Here is a 15,177-nt window from a genome sequence, read left to right on the forward strand (position 1 = left end):
GGCCGCGCGACACACCCCGAACCCACCCCGGGCACGCCAAAGGCGCCGGGCACCGGAGATGTACCCGCCCCCACCCCGCGGGTACCGTCCGCTGCATGACCACCCCCAGCGCGCCCCCGCCCTCGGGGATCACCGTGCAGCGCGCCCTGGAGCTCCCCGGCCTCCGCAGCGGCCTGCCGGAGGTCCTCGCCGGCGCCGGCCTCCTGCACCGCACCGTGCGCTGGGTGCACGCCGGCGAGGTCCCCAACATCGCCTCCCTCCTCAAGGGCGGCGAACTCCTCCTCACCACGGGCTACGGCCTCGGCACCCGCCCCGCCGAGCAGCGCGCCTTCGTCCGCGCCCTCGCCGAGCGCGGCATCGCGGCCCTCGTCGTGGAACTCGGCCCGCGTTTCGCGAGACTTCCCGCGGCCCTCGTGGACACGGCCCGCGCGGCCGGACTGCCACTGGTCCAACTGCACCGCGAGGTGCCGTTCGTGACGGTCACCGAGGAGATCCACACCGAGATCGTCAACGGCCACTACGCGCTGCTCCAGCGGGCCGAGGAGGTGCACCGCCGGTGCACCGAGGCTCTCCTCGGCGGCGGCGGGGTGCCCCAGGTGCTCGGCATCCTGGCCGACTTCGGCGACAACCCGGTCTTCCTGGAGACCACCGACGGCCGCCTGCTGTACGCCGCCGGCTCGGGCACCCAGGGCGCGGACCCGCTCCAGGTGTGGGAAGGGCTGCGCGGCCCGCACAAGGACGCCCCGCCTCCGGCGGGCTCGGTCCTGGTGGACGTGCCCGGCGGCGGCCCGGGCGCCGGGTCGGTACGCGCACGGCTCGTCCTGCTGCCCGTACGGTCCCCGCTCGCGCCGGTGCACCGGATGGCGGCGGAGCGGGCGGCCGGCATCCTCGCCGTGGTGCTGATGCAGGCACGGCAGGAGGAGGAACTGGCGGCGCGCGGGCGCGGCGACTTCCTCTCCGATCTCGCCGAGGGCCGGATCACGGCGCGGGACGCCCCCGCGCAGGCCCGGGTCCTGGGCTTCAAGCCGGGCGACAGCCCGCTGCTCCCCGTGGTGATGCGCCTCGGTGACGCCCTGTCCCCGGCCGACGGCGGCTGGGCGGTGCTGGCGCGCGCGGTCGCCGAGGAGCTCGCGTCGGTGGGGGTGCCGGTCCTGCTGGGCGTACGGCCGGTGGAGGGGCGGGTGCCGCTCCTGTTGGGCCTGCGTACGGAGTCGGAGCGGGCCGCGGTCGCGGACCGGGTCGCGGCGGCGCTGCGGGCGGGCGCGGAGCGGGCCGGCATGCGACAGCCGGGGGCGCAGCCGCCCGTCGTGGTCGTCGGGGTGACCGGCGGCTGGGCGGCGGCGTCGGCGGGCCTCAGACACGCGGCGGAGACGGCGACCGCGGCCCAGGGCCTCATCGACCGGCCCTGGTACGACGCCCGGCGCCTCGACATCGACCTGCTGCTGTGGCGGCTGCGCGACCATCCGGATCTCGCGGCCTTCGTGGACCGGGCGATCGGCCCCCTGCTCGACCACGACAACCGCTCCAAGCCGACCCTGCTGCCCACTCTCCAGACGTATCTGGCGCACGCGGGCCGCAAGGCGGAGGCGGCGCGCGAACTCCACCTCAACCGGCAGACGCTGTACAACCGGCTGGCGAGGATCGGGGAGTTGCTGGGCACGGACCTCGACGACCCGCAGACCGTCCTGGCGTTGAGCCTGGCCCTGCGGGCGCGCCGCCACGTGCCGTGAGACGGCACGCTCGGAGTGGCGTGCTCGGAGTGGCGTGCTCAGAGTGGCGTGCTCAGAGCAGCGGCGTGGGCTGCGTCAACTCGTCGTAGACACTGAGGACCTGGGCGACGGTGTCGTCCTCGGTCGGCCAGGTGGCCGCCTGCCGTACACCCTCGTCCCTCAGCGCCTCGCGCCGTCCGGGGTCGGCGAGCAGCCGGACGACGGCGTCGGCGAGCGCCTCCGCGTTCCCCGGCGGGACCAGTTCGGCGGCGCCGCCGACGAGTTCGGGGATGCCGCCCACATCGCTCGCGACGAGCGGCACACGCGCGTGGAGGGCCTCCTGGGCGAGGACGGAGCGCGCCTCCCGGCGGCTGGGCAGCAGGGCGAGGTCGGCCGCCCCCAGCAGCTCGGTGATGTCGTCGCGGCTGCCGGCGAGCACCACCGGCAGCTCCTCGGCCTCGATCCGTCGCTGCAACTCTCCGCGCAAGGGGCCCTCCCCTGCGACGACGACCAGGGGGACCGGGTCGAGGCGGCGCCACACACGCGCGGCGTCGAGCAGGACGTCGTACCCCCGGTGCCGCTCCAGGGAGCCGACCGAGATCAGCAACGGGCGTGCGGTGGCGCCGAGTTCGGCCCGAATCTTGGGACGCCGCAGCTCCGGGTCGTCGGGCTCGGCCGGCGGGCAGGGTCGGGCGGGGAGCGCGACGGGGCCGAGCCGGGCGTCCCGCGCGCCCGTCCGCCGCGCCCGGTCGACCAGCTCGGAGGTCGCGCCGAGCACTACGGTGGCGGCCTTCATCACCCGTCGTTCCAGCACGCGCAGCAGTTGGGCGCGTGCTCCTTCGGCATGGACCCGGTCGTGCCAGGTGACGACCAGCGGAGTGCGGACCCGGCGTCCGCCGAGGGCCAGCGCGGCGCGGAAGGAGGCGTGCAGCCCGTGCGCGTGCACCAGATCGGCGTCCGTGCACACCGCGCGCAGCGCGGCGACGGAGACGGGATCGCTGCTGCGCGGCACGTGCACGTGGCCCGCTCCGGCACCCGTGAAGTCGTAGGTGCGTTCCGCATCGCAGGGAGCGCACACCGTCACCTTCACGCCCCGTGCGACGAGCCCCGCGGCCAGGGAGCGCACGTGGGCGCTGCTGCCGGCGTTGCCGCCGCCCAGCACCTGCACGGTGCGCAGCGGCGACTGGCCGTGCGGCGAGTGGCTGCTCACGGGGGTCACGTGGCCGGGGACTCCTGGTTCGGCGGGGGACGGTCACGAAGAACGTACAGAAGGATGGTGCGGGGAGGACGCGCCGCGCGGTTTCCTGCGCGCTGCTCCGTCAAGGATGCCAGGCCGTACGGGTGTTCCGGGAACGATAGCCCTCACGAAAGGGGACCGCCGGGCAACGGAACAGGGCCAGTTCACTCACACGAGTGAGCGTGCCGTTTCGCTCACCTTCTCCCCGTACACCGCCGCGGCCACGAGTGCCACCGTGTGCGCGGCGAGTCCCGCCCGGCCGTTCCCGGCCACCACCGCGACGCCCAGGGCCGCGCCCGGTGCGTGTGCTCCCGCGTCCCCGAGCATCGTGCGCTCGGCGAGGTCGTCGGGCAGTGCGGCCGCGGAGGTCCCGGTCCCCCGAGCGCGAGGACCGACGCTCCTGCCCGGCCCGGGCGTACGTCCACGAGGTTGACGAAGTGCGCGGCGCCGGCGACGACGACGCCCGCGAGCACCTTGTCCAGCGGCCGTTCCTTCATCACCGCGCCGACGGCGAGCCCGGCCGCGGAGATGCCGAGCAGCTTCACCGCCCCGCTGGTGACCTCGCCGTTCCGCAGCGCCGCCAGATGCGCCCGGAACCCACGCCGGGGGCCCTCGGCGCCCATCTCGTCGTCGTAGGCCCCGCAGGCCCCGGCGGCGAGCACGGCGAACCCGGCGGCGGGCCGTACCCTCGCCGCCCCCACCGCCGCCGCCACGGCGCACGCGGGCCCGGTGTAGAGGTCCACGGTACGTCCGGCGTGGTTCTTGCGCTCCCAGCGTTCCCGGCCGCCCGGCGCCGTGGCGCGCAGCACGGTCAGGCCCGTCCGCGCGAGGGCGGCGGCGAGGGCGAAGGAGGAGCCGGTCCGGCGGGCGCGCTCGATCATCGGGCCACCCTACGGGACCCCGGCGAGTCCCCTCCCTGGAACGCCCGCACGGCATCGCACCGGACGCCTTCCCGGCATCGCACCGGCGGCGAACCGGTTCCGCACCGGTTGCCGTGTCGTGGCCGGGCAGGCCGGACAGGACCCCCTACGCGTCCGCCCTGGCCGTCTCGAGCAGTTCCTCCGCGTGGGCGCGGGCCGTCTCCGAGTCCTCCTGGCCGGCCAGCATCCGGGACAGCTCCCGGATCCGCTCCTCGCCCTCCAGCACCTTCACGCCGGACCGGGTCACCGACCCGTCGTTCGTCTTTTCCACCAGCAGCTGCCGGTCGGCGAACGCGGCCACCTGCGGCAGATGCGTGACGACCACGACCTGCGCGCTCTTCGCGAGCCGCGCCAGGCGCCGCCCGATCTCCACCGCCGCCTTGCCGCCGACACCGGCGTCGACCTCGTCGAAGAGGTACGTCGGCACCGGGTCCGTACCCGCGAACACGACCTCCACGGCCAGCATCACGCGCGACAGCTCACCGCCGGACGCGCCCTTGGCGATCGGCCGCGGCGGCGCGCCCGGATGCGGGGCGAGCAGCAGCTCGACCTCGTCGGCGCCCGAGGGCCCGTACGCGACCGTGCGTCCACCGACCTCCACGCCCTCCGGGTCCTCGGCCTGCCGGATCGCGAACGATACGCGCGCGTGGGGCATCGCGAGCGAGGCCAGCTCGGCGGTGACCGCAGCCGCGAACCGCTCGGCCGCCTCCGTGCGCGCGTCCGTCAGCGCCTGCGCCAGCCCGCTCAGATCCGCGCGGAGCGCATCCCGCTCGGCGGTCAGCTCGCCGATCCGCTCGTCGTCGCCGTCCAGCTCGGTCAGCCGCGCGACGCTCTGTTCGGCCCAGGTCAGCACGGCGCTGACGTCCTCGCCGTATTTCCGCGTCAGCGCCGTGAGCGCGGCCCGGCGCTCCTCGACCGCCGAGAGCCGCAGCGGGTCGGCGTCCAGGTCGTCGGCGTACCCCGCCAGCTCCCCGGCCACGTCGCGCAGCAGGATCCCGACCTCACCGATCCGCTCGGCGAGCGCGGCCAGCGCCGGATCGTGCGACCGTACGGCGTCCAGGGCCCGCTGAGCGCCCGCGACGAGCGTCGCGGCGTCCACCACCTCGAGGTCCTCCGGATTGCCCGCCAGGGCGGCGTGCGCGGCCGTGGCCGCCGACGCGAGTGCCTCGGCGTTGCCCAGTCGCTCCGCCTCCTCCGCCAGCTCGGCGTCCTCACCGGGACGCGGCTCGACGGCCGCGACCTCGTCGAGGCCGTAGCGCAGCAGGTCGGCTTCCTGGGCGCGCTCACGCGCGCGCGTGGTGATCTCGTCCAGCTCCGTGGCGACGGCCCGCAGCCGCCGGTACGCCTCGGCGTACTTGGCGAGCGGTCCGGCGACCGCGTCGCCCGCGTACCGGTCCAGCGCCTGCCGCTGCCGGGACAGTTTGAGCAGCCCCTGCTGGTCGGTCTGCCCGTGCACGGCCACCAGTTCGTCGGCCAGCTCGGCGAGTATCCCCACGGGCACGGACCGCCCGCCCAGGTGCGCGCGCGACCGCCCCTCGGCGGAAACGGTACGGCTGATCAGCAGCGCCCCGTCGTCCAGCTCGGCCCCGGCCTCCTCGGCCCGGACGGCGACCGCGGCGTCCCCGGGCACGGAGATCCGTCCCTCGACGACCGCGTTCTTCGCGCCGATCCGTACGAGCGCCGCGTCCGCGCGTCCGCCCAGCAGCAGGCCCAGGCTGGTGACCACCATCGTCTTGCCGGCACCCGTCTCACCGGTGACAGCGGTGAACCCGGGCGACAGCTCGACCACGGCGTCGTCGATGACTCCGAGCGACCGTATCCGCATCTCCTCAAGCACGGACACGACCTTACGAGGTCCGAGCGGGGAAGCGCACACAGGCCGCCTGTGTCACCCCGGGGAGTGCACGCCCTCAGGGGCTCGGGACTGTGCTGATGGCGGCTGCGCCGCGGGGCGCGACCAGCCACGACGCACCCGCGGCCCGCGAGGTGGCGAACCACCCCATCGAGTCCGCTAGTGCGGAGCGCCCCGCCACCCGGACACCGGCAACGCGAACTTGGCCACCAGCCGGTCCGTGAACGACGCATGGTGCAGCCGGGCCAGCCGCACCGGCACCGCCCCCCGCCGAACCTCCACCCGCGCCCCCGGCGGCAGCTCCACCGTCCGCCGCCCGTCGCACCACAGCACTCCCGGCGGAATGTGCGGCAGCATCTCCACCACGAGCACCGAGTCCGGCGAGGTCACCAGTGGCTTCGCGAACAGCGCGTGCGCACTGATCGGCACCATCAGCAGCGCCTCGACCTCGGGCCACACCACCGGCCCCCCCGCCGAGAAGGCGTACGCCGTCGACCCGGTGGGCGTCGAGAGCACGATGCCGTCGCAGCCGAATCCCGTCACCGGCCGGCCGTCGATCTCCAGCACGACCTCGAGCAGCTTCTCGGCACCGGCCTTCTGCACGGCGGCCTCGTTCAGCGCCCAGTCGGTGTGCACGATGTCGCCGTTGCGGTGCACGACGACGTCGACGGTCATCCGCTCCTCGACCTCGTACGCCCGGTTCACCACCCGGTCGACGACCTTGTCGAGGTCGTCTCGCTCGGCCTCCGCCAGGAAACCGACCCGGCCGAGGTTGACGCCGAGCATCGGGACCCCGGAGGCGCGGGCGAACTCCGCGCCGCGCAGCAGCGTCCCGTCACCGCCGAGCACGATGAGCAGCTCGCACCCGTCGAGGCACTGCGTGGTGGCCTCCCCGACCAGCTCCACCTCTTGCGGCAGCGGCAGATCACGCGCCTCGGCCTCCAGGACACGCACGCCGATCCCGGCGTGCAGCAGCCCCTTGACCACGAGCTCCGCACTGCGGATGGCCGCGGGACGCCCGGTGTGGGCGAGCAGGAAAACAGTACGCGCTCGGTTCTGTGTCAACTCGGCCCCTCCGCCACTGCACGGTCAACGTCAGCCGGGTCCAGTGCCTCGGCCCCGGCCCGCAGCCACAGAAAATACTCGACGTTCCCGGAGGGACCGGGCAGCGGACTGGCCGTGACCCCCTTCACCCCGAGCCCCAGTTCCCAGGCCCTGTGGGCGACCGTCCGCACGGCCTCGGCCCGCAGCTGAGCGCTGCGTACCACTCCCCCGCTGCCCAGCCGCTCCTTCCCCACCTCGAACTGCGGCTTCACCATCATCACCAGGTCGGCGTCCGGCCGTGCGCACCGCACCAGCGCGGGCAGCACCAGTCCGAGCGGGATGAAGGACAGATCCCCCACGACAAGGTCCACGGGCTCCCCGTCGATCGCCTCCGGAGTCAGTTCGCGTACGTTCGTACGGTCCCTGACGGTGACGCGTTCGTCCTGCTGGAGAGACCAGGCGAGTTGTCCGTATCCGACGTCGACGGCCACGACGTGCGCGGCGCCCGAGCGCAGCAGTACGTCGGTGAAGCCTCCGGTGGAGGCCCCGGCGTCCAGCGCCCGCCGCCCCTCCACGACGAGCCCCTGCGGGACGAACGCCGACAGGGCACCGGCCAGCTTGTGGCCGCCGCGCGAGACGTAGTCGGGATCGCTGTCGTCGGTGGTCACCACGAGCGCGGCGGCGGTCTCCACCTGCGTGGCCGGCTTGGTCGCGACGGTCTTGCCGACGGTGACCCGCCCGGCGGCGATCAGCTGGCTCGCGTGCTCGCGCGAGCGCGCCAGCTTGCGGCGGACCAGCTCCGCGTCGAGACGGCGGCGTGCGACTCCTGCCACGTTCGGTTCAGCTCCTGTTTTCGTGGGGTCGTGGGGGCACCGGAGGTCCCGGGCGGGCGTCGAGCGCGGTGAGCGCGTCGCGCAGCCCCCGGTGTACATCCTCGTACACCTCGACGTGTCCGTCCGTGGCCAGGTGGTCGGCGTCGGCCAGCCGCGTCAGCCTGCCGTCCACCTCGGCGTTTCCGGTGGGGGCGCGGGGAACGCCCAGGGGGGCGGACGCGGCGGGCTCGTACGCCGACCGCGCCTCCTCCGCCTCCCCGGGCTCCGGTACTGCGTCGCTCATGCCCCGACGCTACCGCGTGCGGCTGGGGTACGGTCGGTCCCGATGGCGACGACTGAGGAGTGCCGCGCCGCACTCGAAAAGCTCTCGGACAGCATGCGGGGCGCCGAAGGGAACGTGCGGTCGGCCACCGAGCTGGACCGCTCGGTGAGCTGTCACATCACCGATCTGGACGTCACCTTCTCCGGACGCATGGCGGACGGCCGCATCGACGTGCGCGAGACCCTTGAGGGGCCGCCGCGCGAGAAGGCCGAGATCAGACTGGCGATGACCGGCGACGACCTGGTGGCCCTGGTCGCCGGCGAACTGAACTTCGCCAAGGCATGGGGTTCGGGCCGAGTGAAGCTGGAGGCGGGCCTGCGTGACCTCTTCCGCCTCAGGAAGCTTCTCTAGCCGCCACCTTCTCGCCGACCGTCCCGTTCGCCGCCTCGGTCTCCTTCTCGCCCGCCGTCCCGTCCGCCTTCCGAAGCTGTGCGTCGCCCGCGCCCCGTGCCTTGCGCGCGGCCGGCACCACCAGCGGCGTACCCGTCTCCGGATCGTCGATGACCTGGCAGCGAAGCCCGAAGACGCGCTCGACGAGTCCGGCCGTGACGATGTCCTTCGGCGCGCCCTCGGCGATGATCTCGCCGTCGCGCAGGGCGATGAGGTGGGTGGCGTAACGGGCTGCGTGATTGAGGTCGTGCAGGACGGCCACGAGCGTGCGGCCCTGCTCCTCGTGGAGTTCCGCGCACAGGTCGAGGACGTCGATCTGGTGCTGGATGTCCAGGTACGTCGTCGGCTCGTCGAGCAGCAGCAGCGGGGTCTGCTGGGCGAGCGCCATGGCGATCCACACGCGCTGGCGCTGGCCGCCGGAGAGTTCGTCGACGTAGCGCTCGGCGAGGTCGGAGATGCCGGTCTGGGCCATCGACTCCTGGACGACCCGCTCGTCCTCGGTCGACCACTGGCGCAGGAGCCCCTGGTGCGGGTAGCGGCCCCGGCCGACGAGGTCGCCGACGGTGATCCCGTCGGGCGCGATGGAGGACTGCGGCAGCAGGCCGAGGGTCCGCGCGACGTGTTTGGCGGGCATCGACTGGATGGCCGACCCGTCGAGGAGCACCCGGCCCTGGGTGGGCTTGAGCATCCGCGACAGGGCCCGCAGCAGGGTGGACTTGCCGCACGCGTTGGGGCCGACGATGACGGTGAAGGAGTTGTCGGGTATCTCCACCGACAGCTTGTCCGCGATGACACGCTGGTCGTAGGCGAGGGTGACGTTCTCGGCGGTCAGGCGGTTCACGTTGCTCCTTTGGTTGTTCTGCCCGCTGCGGACACCGGCTCTGGCTCTCATATCCGGCCCGCCTTCCGCTCCGTGACCAGCAGCCACAGCAGATAGACGCCGCCGAGCACGCCGGTGACCACACCGACGGGCAGCTGGTCGGCTCCGAAGGCCCGCTGCGAGATCCAGTCGGCGCTGACCAGCAGGGCGGCGCCCATGCAGAGGGACGGCAGCAGGTTGGGGCCCGGCGAACGGGTCAGGCGCCGGGCGAGCTGCGGTGCGGTGAGCGCGACGAAGCTGACCGGCCCCGCGGCGGCGGTGGCGGCGGCGGTGAGCAGCACGGCGGCCACCATGAGCAGCGCCCGTACACGCTCGACACGCACTCCGAGGGCGTACGAGATGTCGTCGCCCATCTCCATCATCCGCAGCGCCCGTCCGTTGGTGACGACGAGCGGGACGAGCACCGCGCACAGCGCGAGCAGGGGCCAGACCTGGTCCCAGTCGCGGCCGTTGAGGGAGCCGGTCATCCAGACCACGGCACGGGAGGCGTCGACGATGTCGGCCCGGGTCAGCAGATAGCCGTTGACCGCCGTGACGATCGCGGACATGCCGATGCCGACCAGGACCAGCCGGTAACCGTGCACGCCCCGCTTCCAGGCGAGCAGGTAGATGGCGAGGCCGGTCACCAGGCCGCCCACGAGGGCGCCGACGGTGACCTGGGCCGAGCTGCCGGAGAACAGGACGATCATGGTGAGGGCGCCGGCCGTCGCGCCCTGCCCGAGGCCGAGCACGTCCGGGCTGCCGAGCGGGTTGCGCGAGATGGCCTGGAACAGCGCACCGCCCACCCCGAGCGCGGCGCCGACCAGCAGTCCGACCAGGACCCGTGGCAGCCGCAGTTCGTTGACGATGAATTCCTGGCCCGCGTTGCCCTCACCGGCCAGGGTCTTCAGCACGTCGCCGGCCGGTATCGGGAAGTCGCCGGTGCCGATCAGCACCACGCTCGCGGCGAGGGCGACGGCCAGCAGCAGGACGACGACGACCACGGTCCGGACGTCGAGACGGAACGAGAGCCCGCCCGGGCTCCGCACGGCTCGGGTGGTCTTCACGGTCTTCCCGTTCTTCACGGTCTTCCCGGTTTTCACAGCTGGGCCGTCCTCCGCCGTCGTACGAGATAGATGAAGACCGGCCCGCCCAGGACGGCGGTGACGATGCCGACCTGGAGCTCCGAGGGCCGTGCGACGATCCGGCCGAGGACGTCCGCGCCCAGCAGCAGCACGGGCGACAGGATCGCCGCGTACGGCAGGATCCAGCGCATGTCGGGCCCGGTGAAGGAGCGGACGATGTGCGGCACCATCAGCCCGACGAACACGATCGGCCCGCAGGCGGCGGTCGCGGCCCCGCACAGCACGGTCGCGGCGAGCATGGACAGTGCCCGGGTGCGGTTCAGGTGGGCGCCGAGGGCCCTGGCGGTGTCGTCACCCATCTCCATGGCGTTGAGCGGCCGGGCGAGCGCGAGGGCGAGGACGGTGCCCGCCACGAAGAACGGCAGCACCTCCACGATGGTGTCGTCGGTCGCCGAGGAGAGCGAACCGACCGTCCAGAAGCGCATCCTGCCCAGCGCCGCGTCGTCCATGATCATCACGGCCTGGAGGTAGCCGAAGAGCGCGGCGCTGATCGCGGTGCCGGCCAGCACCAGCCGCACCGGAGTGGCCCCCCGGCTGCCTCCCAGGAACCAGACCAGCGCGCCGACCCCCGCCGCGCCGGCGAAGGCGAACCACACGTACCCGGTCAGCGAGGTGACGCCGAAGAAGGTGATGGCCGTGACGACCGCCGCCGAGGCACCCGCGTTGATGCCGAGCAGACCGGGGTCGGCCAGCGGATTGCGGGTGAGCGCCTGCAGCACGGCTCCCGCGAGACCGAGCGCGGCACCGGCGAGCAGGCCGAGCACGGTCCGCGACAGCCGCTCGCCCACCACGACGTCGCCATACGTGCCCGAGTCGTGGAACAGGCCGTGCCAGACCTGCGCCAGGGACAGGTCCTTCGCGCCGATCGCGATGCTCGTCAACGCGATGAGCACCAGGGCCGCGGCGGATACGGGCAGCCCGACGGCACGTAGGACGCGGCGCTTCGGGGGCGGCGCGGGGGCGGTCTCCGCGCGCTGTTCGGGGGGACTGTCGACCAACACCCGGTTAGGTTAGCCTACCCTGCCAATCGATCACGATCCCGAGGATCTTCCCAGTCCTGAGGATGTCGCTGAGGTCGTCCCTGACCTGGGGGCGTCTTGAGAACAGGGACGAGGACGTCACTCAGGACGTCCTGAGGATCGCCTCCCGGTACCCGCGGCCGGGCTTCTTCCCCACACAGCGGCTCACAACCCCAGTCGTGCCAACGCCTTCCCCGAGTCCAGCTCGCACCCTGCCTCCCCGCCCGCGGTCCAGGCCGCCGCGCACAGCGCACGCAAGCCGTCGAGCGCAGCGCCGTCGCCCTCCAGTTCCAGCCGCTCCTCCCCCGCCGTGGCCTTCCAACCGCCGCAGCGGAACCCCCCGCTCCCGTCTCCTTCGCCCGTGACCTCCGGCTGCCCGGTCAGCAACCCGCGCAGATCGGCGTCGACAAACGTCGGCCGGTGCTGCGGCGGCGCCGCCAGCAGCTGCGCCCCGTCGGTCACGCCGGTCAGGACGAGCAGCGAGTCGACCTCCCCGTTGAACGCGCCCTCGATGTCCGTGTCCAGCCGGTCGCCCACCACCAACGGCCGCTGCGCCCCGGTACGCAGGATCGTCTCTCGGTGCATGGGAGGCAACGGCTTCCCCGCGACCTGCGGATCCGCACCGGTGGCGATCCGTACGACCTCCACCGCCGCCCCGTTGCCCGGTGCGATGCCCCGGGCGCCCGGGATCGTCAGGTCGGTGTTGGAGGCGTACCAGGGCACGCCGCGCGCGATCGCGTAGCAGGCCTCCGCGAACCGCCCCCACGGCAGCTCCGGCCCGCCGAACCCCTGCACCACCGCCGCCGGATCGTCCTCGGCCGACTCCACCGGCTCCAGGCCGCGCTCGCGCAGCGCCACCCGCAGCCCATCACCGCCGATCACCAGCACCCGCGCGCCCGACGGCACCTGCTCGGCGATCAGCCGGGCCACCGCCTGTGCCGATGTGATGACGTCGTCGGCACCCGTCGGTATACCCAGCTCGGTCAGGTGCTCGGCCACCGCGTCGGGAGTCCGGAGCGCGTTGTTCGTGACGTACGCCAGACGCATGCCGCCCGCGTGGGCCGTGGTGAGCGAGTCGACCGCGTGAGTGATCGCCTTCCCCCCTGCGTACACCACGCCGTCCAGGTCGAGCAGCGCCGTGTCGTACGCCTCGCTCAGGCCCCGCCCACTGCCCTCGGGCCTCGTCCTGACGCTCCGGCTCATCTGGCATCGCTCCTCGTTCGACGGCTTTCCCCCGATCATCCCCCATGCCGCTGACACACGTACGATGCCGGGATGAACACTGCAGGTCCCCCGGAAGCAACGGCGCGCCGGGGCCTGGAACTCACCCCGTTCCGAGGCCTCCGCTACGACCCGGACCGGGTCGGCAGTCTGGCCGCCGTGACGTCCCCGCCCTACGACGTCGTGGTCCGACCCGACGGCCTGCTCCACCTCGAGTCGGCCGACCCGCACAACATCGTCCGCCTGATCCTTCCCCAGGCCGCGACCCCCGAGGCGCGCAACGACCAGGCCGCCCGCACCCTGCGGCGCTGGATGGCGGAGGGCGTCCTGACCGCCGATCCCGAACCGGGTCTGTACGTCTACGAACAACGCGACGGCGAAGGCCTGCTGCAACGCGGCATCATCGGCGCCCTGCGCGTCTCGGACCCCTCGGAGCAGGTCGTCCTGCCGCACGAGGACGTCATGCCCCACGTCGTCGCCGACCGCGCGGCGCTCATGCGGGCCACCTCGGCGAACCTCGAACCCCTGCTCCTCACCTACCGCGGCGACGGCGCCACGACGGCCACGACGGCCACGACCAGTCTCGTGGAGCGCACCGCCGAGCAACCGCCGCTCCTCGAGACGACCACGGAGGACGGCTTCCGCCACCGGCTGTGGTCGGTGACCGATCTCGCCGAACTGGACCGCGTCCGGTCCGAACTGGCCCGGCACCAGGCCCTCATCGCCGACGGCCACCACCGCTGGGCGACCTACCGCACGCTCCGCGCGGAGCACTCCTCCCCCAGCCCCTGGGAGCACGGCCTCGTCCTTCTCGTCGACACGGCCCGCTACCCACTCCGCGTCCGCGCCATCCACCGCCTGCTGCACGACCTCCCGGTGCGCGACGCCGTAGTCGCCCTGGACGGCCACGCCCGCGTCCGTCGCCTCGACACACCCCTGGCGGAGTCCATGGACGCCCTGGCGAGGGCGGCCGAGGCGGGCAACGCCTTCCTGCTCGCCGGTGACGGCGCGTTCCACCTCGTCGACCGGCCGGATCCCGGCCTGCTGGCCCGTACGGTCCCCACCGACCGGCCCGAGGCCTGGCGCACCCTGGACGCCACGGTCCTGCACACCACGCTCCTCGCCCACGTCTGGAACGTCCCGGACGACTCCGCCGCCCACATCTCCTACATCCACGACACGGCGGCCACCGTCGAGAAGGCAGAACACGACGGCGGCACGGCGGTACTGATGCACCCGGTGCGCGAGGAGGTCGTCCGCGAGCTGGCCCAGCAGGGCGTCACGATGCCCCGCAAGTCGACGTCCTTCGGCCCGAAGCCGGCCTCGGGCCTGGTGCTGCGCACGCTGAACCTGTGACACGGCACGACGAAGGGGCGGGACCGTGGTGCCGGTCCCGCCCCTTCGTCGTCACGTCATGGACGTCAGTCCTTCTCGCCCTCGCCGTCGGCGTCGGCGTTCCGGTCTTCGCCCTCGTCCGCGACATCGGCGGCAGGGCTCACGACGTCACTGTCGCCCTCACCCTCGTCCAGGGCGTCCACGAACTCGACGCCATCCAGCTCGGCGAGCCGGTCGGAGGCGTCCGTGCTGCCGTCCCGGTCGGACTCCACGGCCTTGGCGAACCACTCCCGCGCCTCCCGTTCCCGGCCGGCGGCCAGCAGGGCGTCGGCGTACGCGTACCGCAGACGGGCGGTCCAGGGCTGTACGGAGTTGGAGGCCAGCTCGGGGCTCTGCAGCGTCACGATGGCCGCGTCCAGCTGCCCCATGTCACGCCGGGCGCCGGCCGCGACGAGCCGCATCTCGACCTGACCTGCCTTGTCCAGCTTGTGCACCTCGGGGGTGCCTGCCATGTCGAGCGCCTTCTCCGGCCGGCCGAGCCCCCGCTCGCAGTCGGCCATGACCGGCCACAACTCGACAGAGCCGGTCATCCGCCGCGCGGCCCGGAACTCGGCCAGCGCCTCGCTGTACTTCTGGTTGGCGTACGCGGCGAACCCGCCCGCCTCCCGTACGGCGGCGACGCGGGACGCCAGACGCAGGGCCACCTTGGAGTAGGCGTACGCCGCCTCCGGGTCCTCGTCGAGCAGCCGCGCGACCATCACCAGGTTCCTGGCGACGTCCTCCGCGAGCGTCTTGGGCAGGCTCTGGAGCTCCTGCCTTACGTCCTTGTCGATCTCGTCGCCCGTGACCTCCTCGGGGATCGGCAGGCGCTTGATCGGCTCACGGTCACGGTCCCGCTCCTCGCGGAACCGGCCACCGCCGCCCTGCCGGTCGTCACGTCCGTGGAAACCACCGGGCCGCCCGCCCCGGTCGTCGCGCCGGGGTCCACGTCCCCCACGGTCGTCACGGCCACGGAACCCACCGCGGTCGCCACCGCGACTGTCGTCGCGCCGGCCGAAACCGCCTCGCTCACCACGGTTGTCGTCACGCCGGAAGCCACCGCGGTCACCACGGTCGTCACGGCGGAAGGACGGACGGTCCCCACCCCGCTCGTCACGACGCTCATCACGGCGGAAGGACGGACGGTCCCCACCCCGCTCGTCACGACGCTCATCGCGACGGAAGGACGGACGGTCCCCACCCCGCTCGTCACGACGCGGACCACGGTCACGGTCGTCACGACGCCCGTACC

Annotated in this window: 13 protein-coding genes and 2 pseudogenes; 4 read left to right on the forward strand and 11 right to left on the reverse strand. The window is 73.4% G+C overall.

Translation table 11 applies throughout. From position 1 onward, the window contains the following. Positions 1-95: 95 nt before the first annotated feature. Positions 96-1,730, forward strand: coding sequence for a PucR family transcriptional regulator (locus ABEA26_RS16655; protein WP_345593142.1), 1,635 nt, complete (start codon positions 96-98; stop codon positions 1,728-1,730). Between the two features lie 52 nt (positions 1,731-1,782). Here the strand turns inward: ABEA26_RS16655 and ABEA26_RS16660 are convergent, their stop codons facing one another. The 6 genes and pseudogenes from ABEA26_RS16660 to ABEA26_RS16685 all read right to left on the reverse strand — a co-directional run bounded on the left by ABEA26_RS16660 (position 1,783) and on the right by ABEA26_RS16685 (position 7,878). Beyond that, on the reverse strand, positions 1,783-2,928 hold the full coding sequence (locus ABEA26_RS16660) for a glycosyltransferase family 4 protein (RefSeq protein WP_345593144.1): 1,146 nt from the start codon (positions 2,926-2,928) through the stop codon (positions 1,783-1,785). A gap of 186 nt (positions 2,929-3,114) precedes the next feature. Beyond that, positions 3,115-3,827, reverse strand: a pseudogene (locus ABEA26_RS16665) (hypothetical protein). 145 nt (positions 3,828-3,972) lie between these two features. Continuing rightward, positions 3,973-5,691: a DNA repair protein RecN gene (gene recN / locus ABEA26_RS16670; RefSeq protein WP_345593161.1), complete on the reverse strand. Its 1,719-nt coding sequence runs from the start codon at positions 5,689-5,691 to the stop codon at positions 3,973-3,975. A gap of 186 nt (positions 5,692-5,877) precedes the next feature. Next, positions 5,878-6,783: an NAD kinase gene (locus ABEA26_RS16675; protein ID WP_345593146.1), complete on the reverse strand. Its 906-nt coding sequence runs from the start codon at positions 6,781-6,783 to the stop codon at positions 5,878-5,880. Continuing rightward, positions 6,780-7,595, reverse strand: a complete 816-nt coding sequence (locus ABEA26_RS16680; RefSeq protein ID WP_345593148.1) for a hemolysin — start codon at positions 7,593-7,595, stop codon at positions 6,780-6,782. Before ABEA26_RS16680 ends, ABEA26_RS16675 begins: the two co-directional genes overlap by 4 nt. Before the next feature lie 7 nt (positions 7,596-7,602). Then, on the reverse strand, positions 7,603-7,878 hold the full coding sequence (locus tag ABEA26_RS16685; RefSeq protein ID WP_345593150.1) for a hypothetical protein: 276 nt from the start codon (positions 7,876-7,878) through the stop codon (positions 7,603-7,605). A 42-nt stretch (positions 7,879-7,920) separates the two neighbouring features. Between ABEA26_RS16685 and ABEA26_RS16690 the strand changes: the two genes are divergently transcribed. Then, on the forward strand, positions 7,921-8,268 hold the full coding sequence (locus tag ABEA26_RS16690; RefSeq protein ID WP_345593151.1) for an SCP2 sterol-binding domain-containing protein: 348 nt from the start codon (positions 7,921-7,923) through the stop codon (positions 8,266-8,268). Here ABEA26_RS16690 and ABEA26_RS16695 read toward each other — a convergent pair. The 4 genes from ABEA26_RS16695 to ABEA26_RS16710 all read right to left on the reverse strand — a co-directional run bounded on the left by ABEA26_RS16695 (position 8,252) and on the right by ABEA26_RS16710 (position 12,533). Further along, positions 8,252-9,199, reverse strand: a complete 948-nt coding sequence (locus ABEA26_RS16695; RefSeq protein ID WP_345593153.1) for an ABC transporter ATP-binding protein — start codon at positions 9,197-9,199, stop codon at positions 8,252-8,254. The two genes, ABEA26_RS16690 and ABEA26_RS16695, sit on opposite strands and share 17 nt — an antisense overlap. Continuing rightward, entirely contained in the window at positions 9,196-10,233 is a 1,038-nt protein-coding gene (locus ABEA26_RS16700; RefSeq protein WP_345593154.1) for a FecCD family ABC transporter permease, read from the reverse strand. The genes ABEA26_RS16695 and ABEA26_RS16700 overlap by 4 nt, the downstream gene beginning before the upstream one ends. A gap of 32 nt (positions 10,234-10,265) precedes the next feature. Then, positions 10,266-11,312 (reverse strand): FecCD family ABC transporter permease, encoded by a 1,047-nt coding sequence (locus ABEA26_RS16705; RefSeq protein ID WP_345593155.1) that lies wholly within the window; start codon positions 11,310-11,312, stop codon positions 10,266-10,268. Between the two features lie 183 nt (positions 11,313-11,495). Further along, positions 11,496-12,533 (reverse strand): HAD hydrolase-like protein, encoded by a 1,038-nt coding sequence (locus tag ABEA26_RS16710; protein ID WP_345593156.1) that lies wholly within the window; start codon positions 12,531-12,533, stop codon positions 11,496-11,498. A 72-nt stretch (positions 12,534-12,605) separates the two neighbouring features. Between ABEA26_RS16710 and ABEA26_RS16715 the strand changes: the two genes are divergently transcribed. Further along, on the forward strand, positions 12,606-13,907 hold the full coding sequence (locus ABEA26_RS16715) for a DUF1015 domain-containing protein (RefSeq protein WP_345593158.1): 1,302 nt from the start codon (positions 12,606-12,608) through the stop codon (positions 13,905-13,907). Positions 13,908-13,972: 65 nt separating this feature from the next. Here the strand turns inward: ABEA26_RS16715 and ABEA26_RS16720 are convergent, their stop codons facing one another. After that, entirely contained in the window at positions 13,973-14,752 is a 780-nt protein-coding gene (locus tag ABEA26_RS16720; protein WP_425587853.1) for a tetratricopeptide repeat protein, read from the reverse strand. A 75-nt stretch (positions 14,753-14,827) separates the two neighbouring features. Here ABEA26_RS16720 and ABEA26_RS36365 point away from each other — a divergent pair. Next, positions 14,828-15,177 (forward strand): annotated as a pseudogene (locus ABEA26_RS36365) (hypothetical protein); the annotation flags it as partial.

The organism is Streptomyces marokkonensis (genome assembly GCF_039539045.1).
Lineage (GTDB): Bacteria > Actinomycetota > Actinomycetes > Streptomycetales > Streptomycetaceae > Streptomyces > Streptomyces marokkonensis.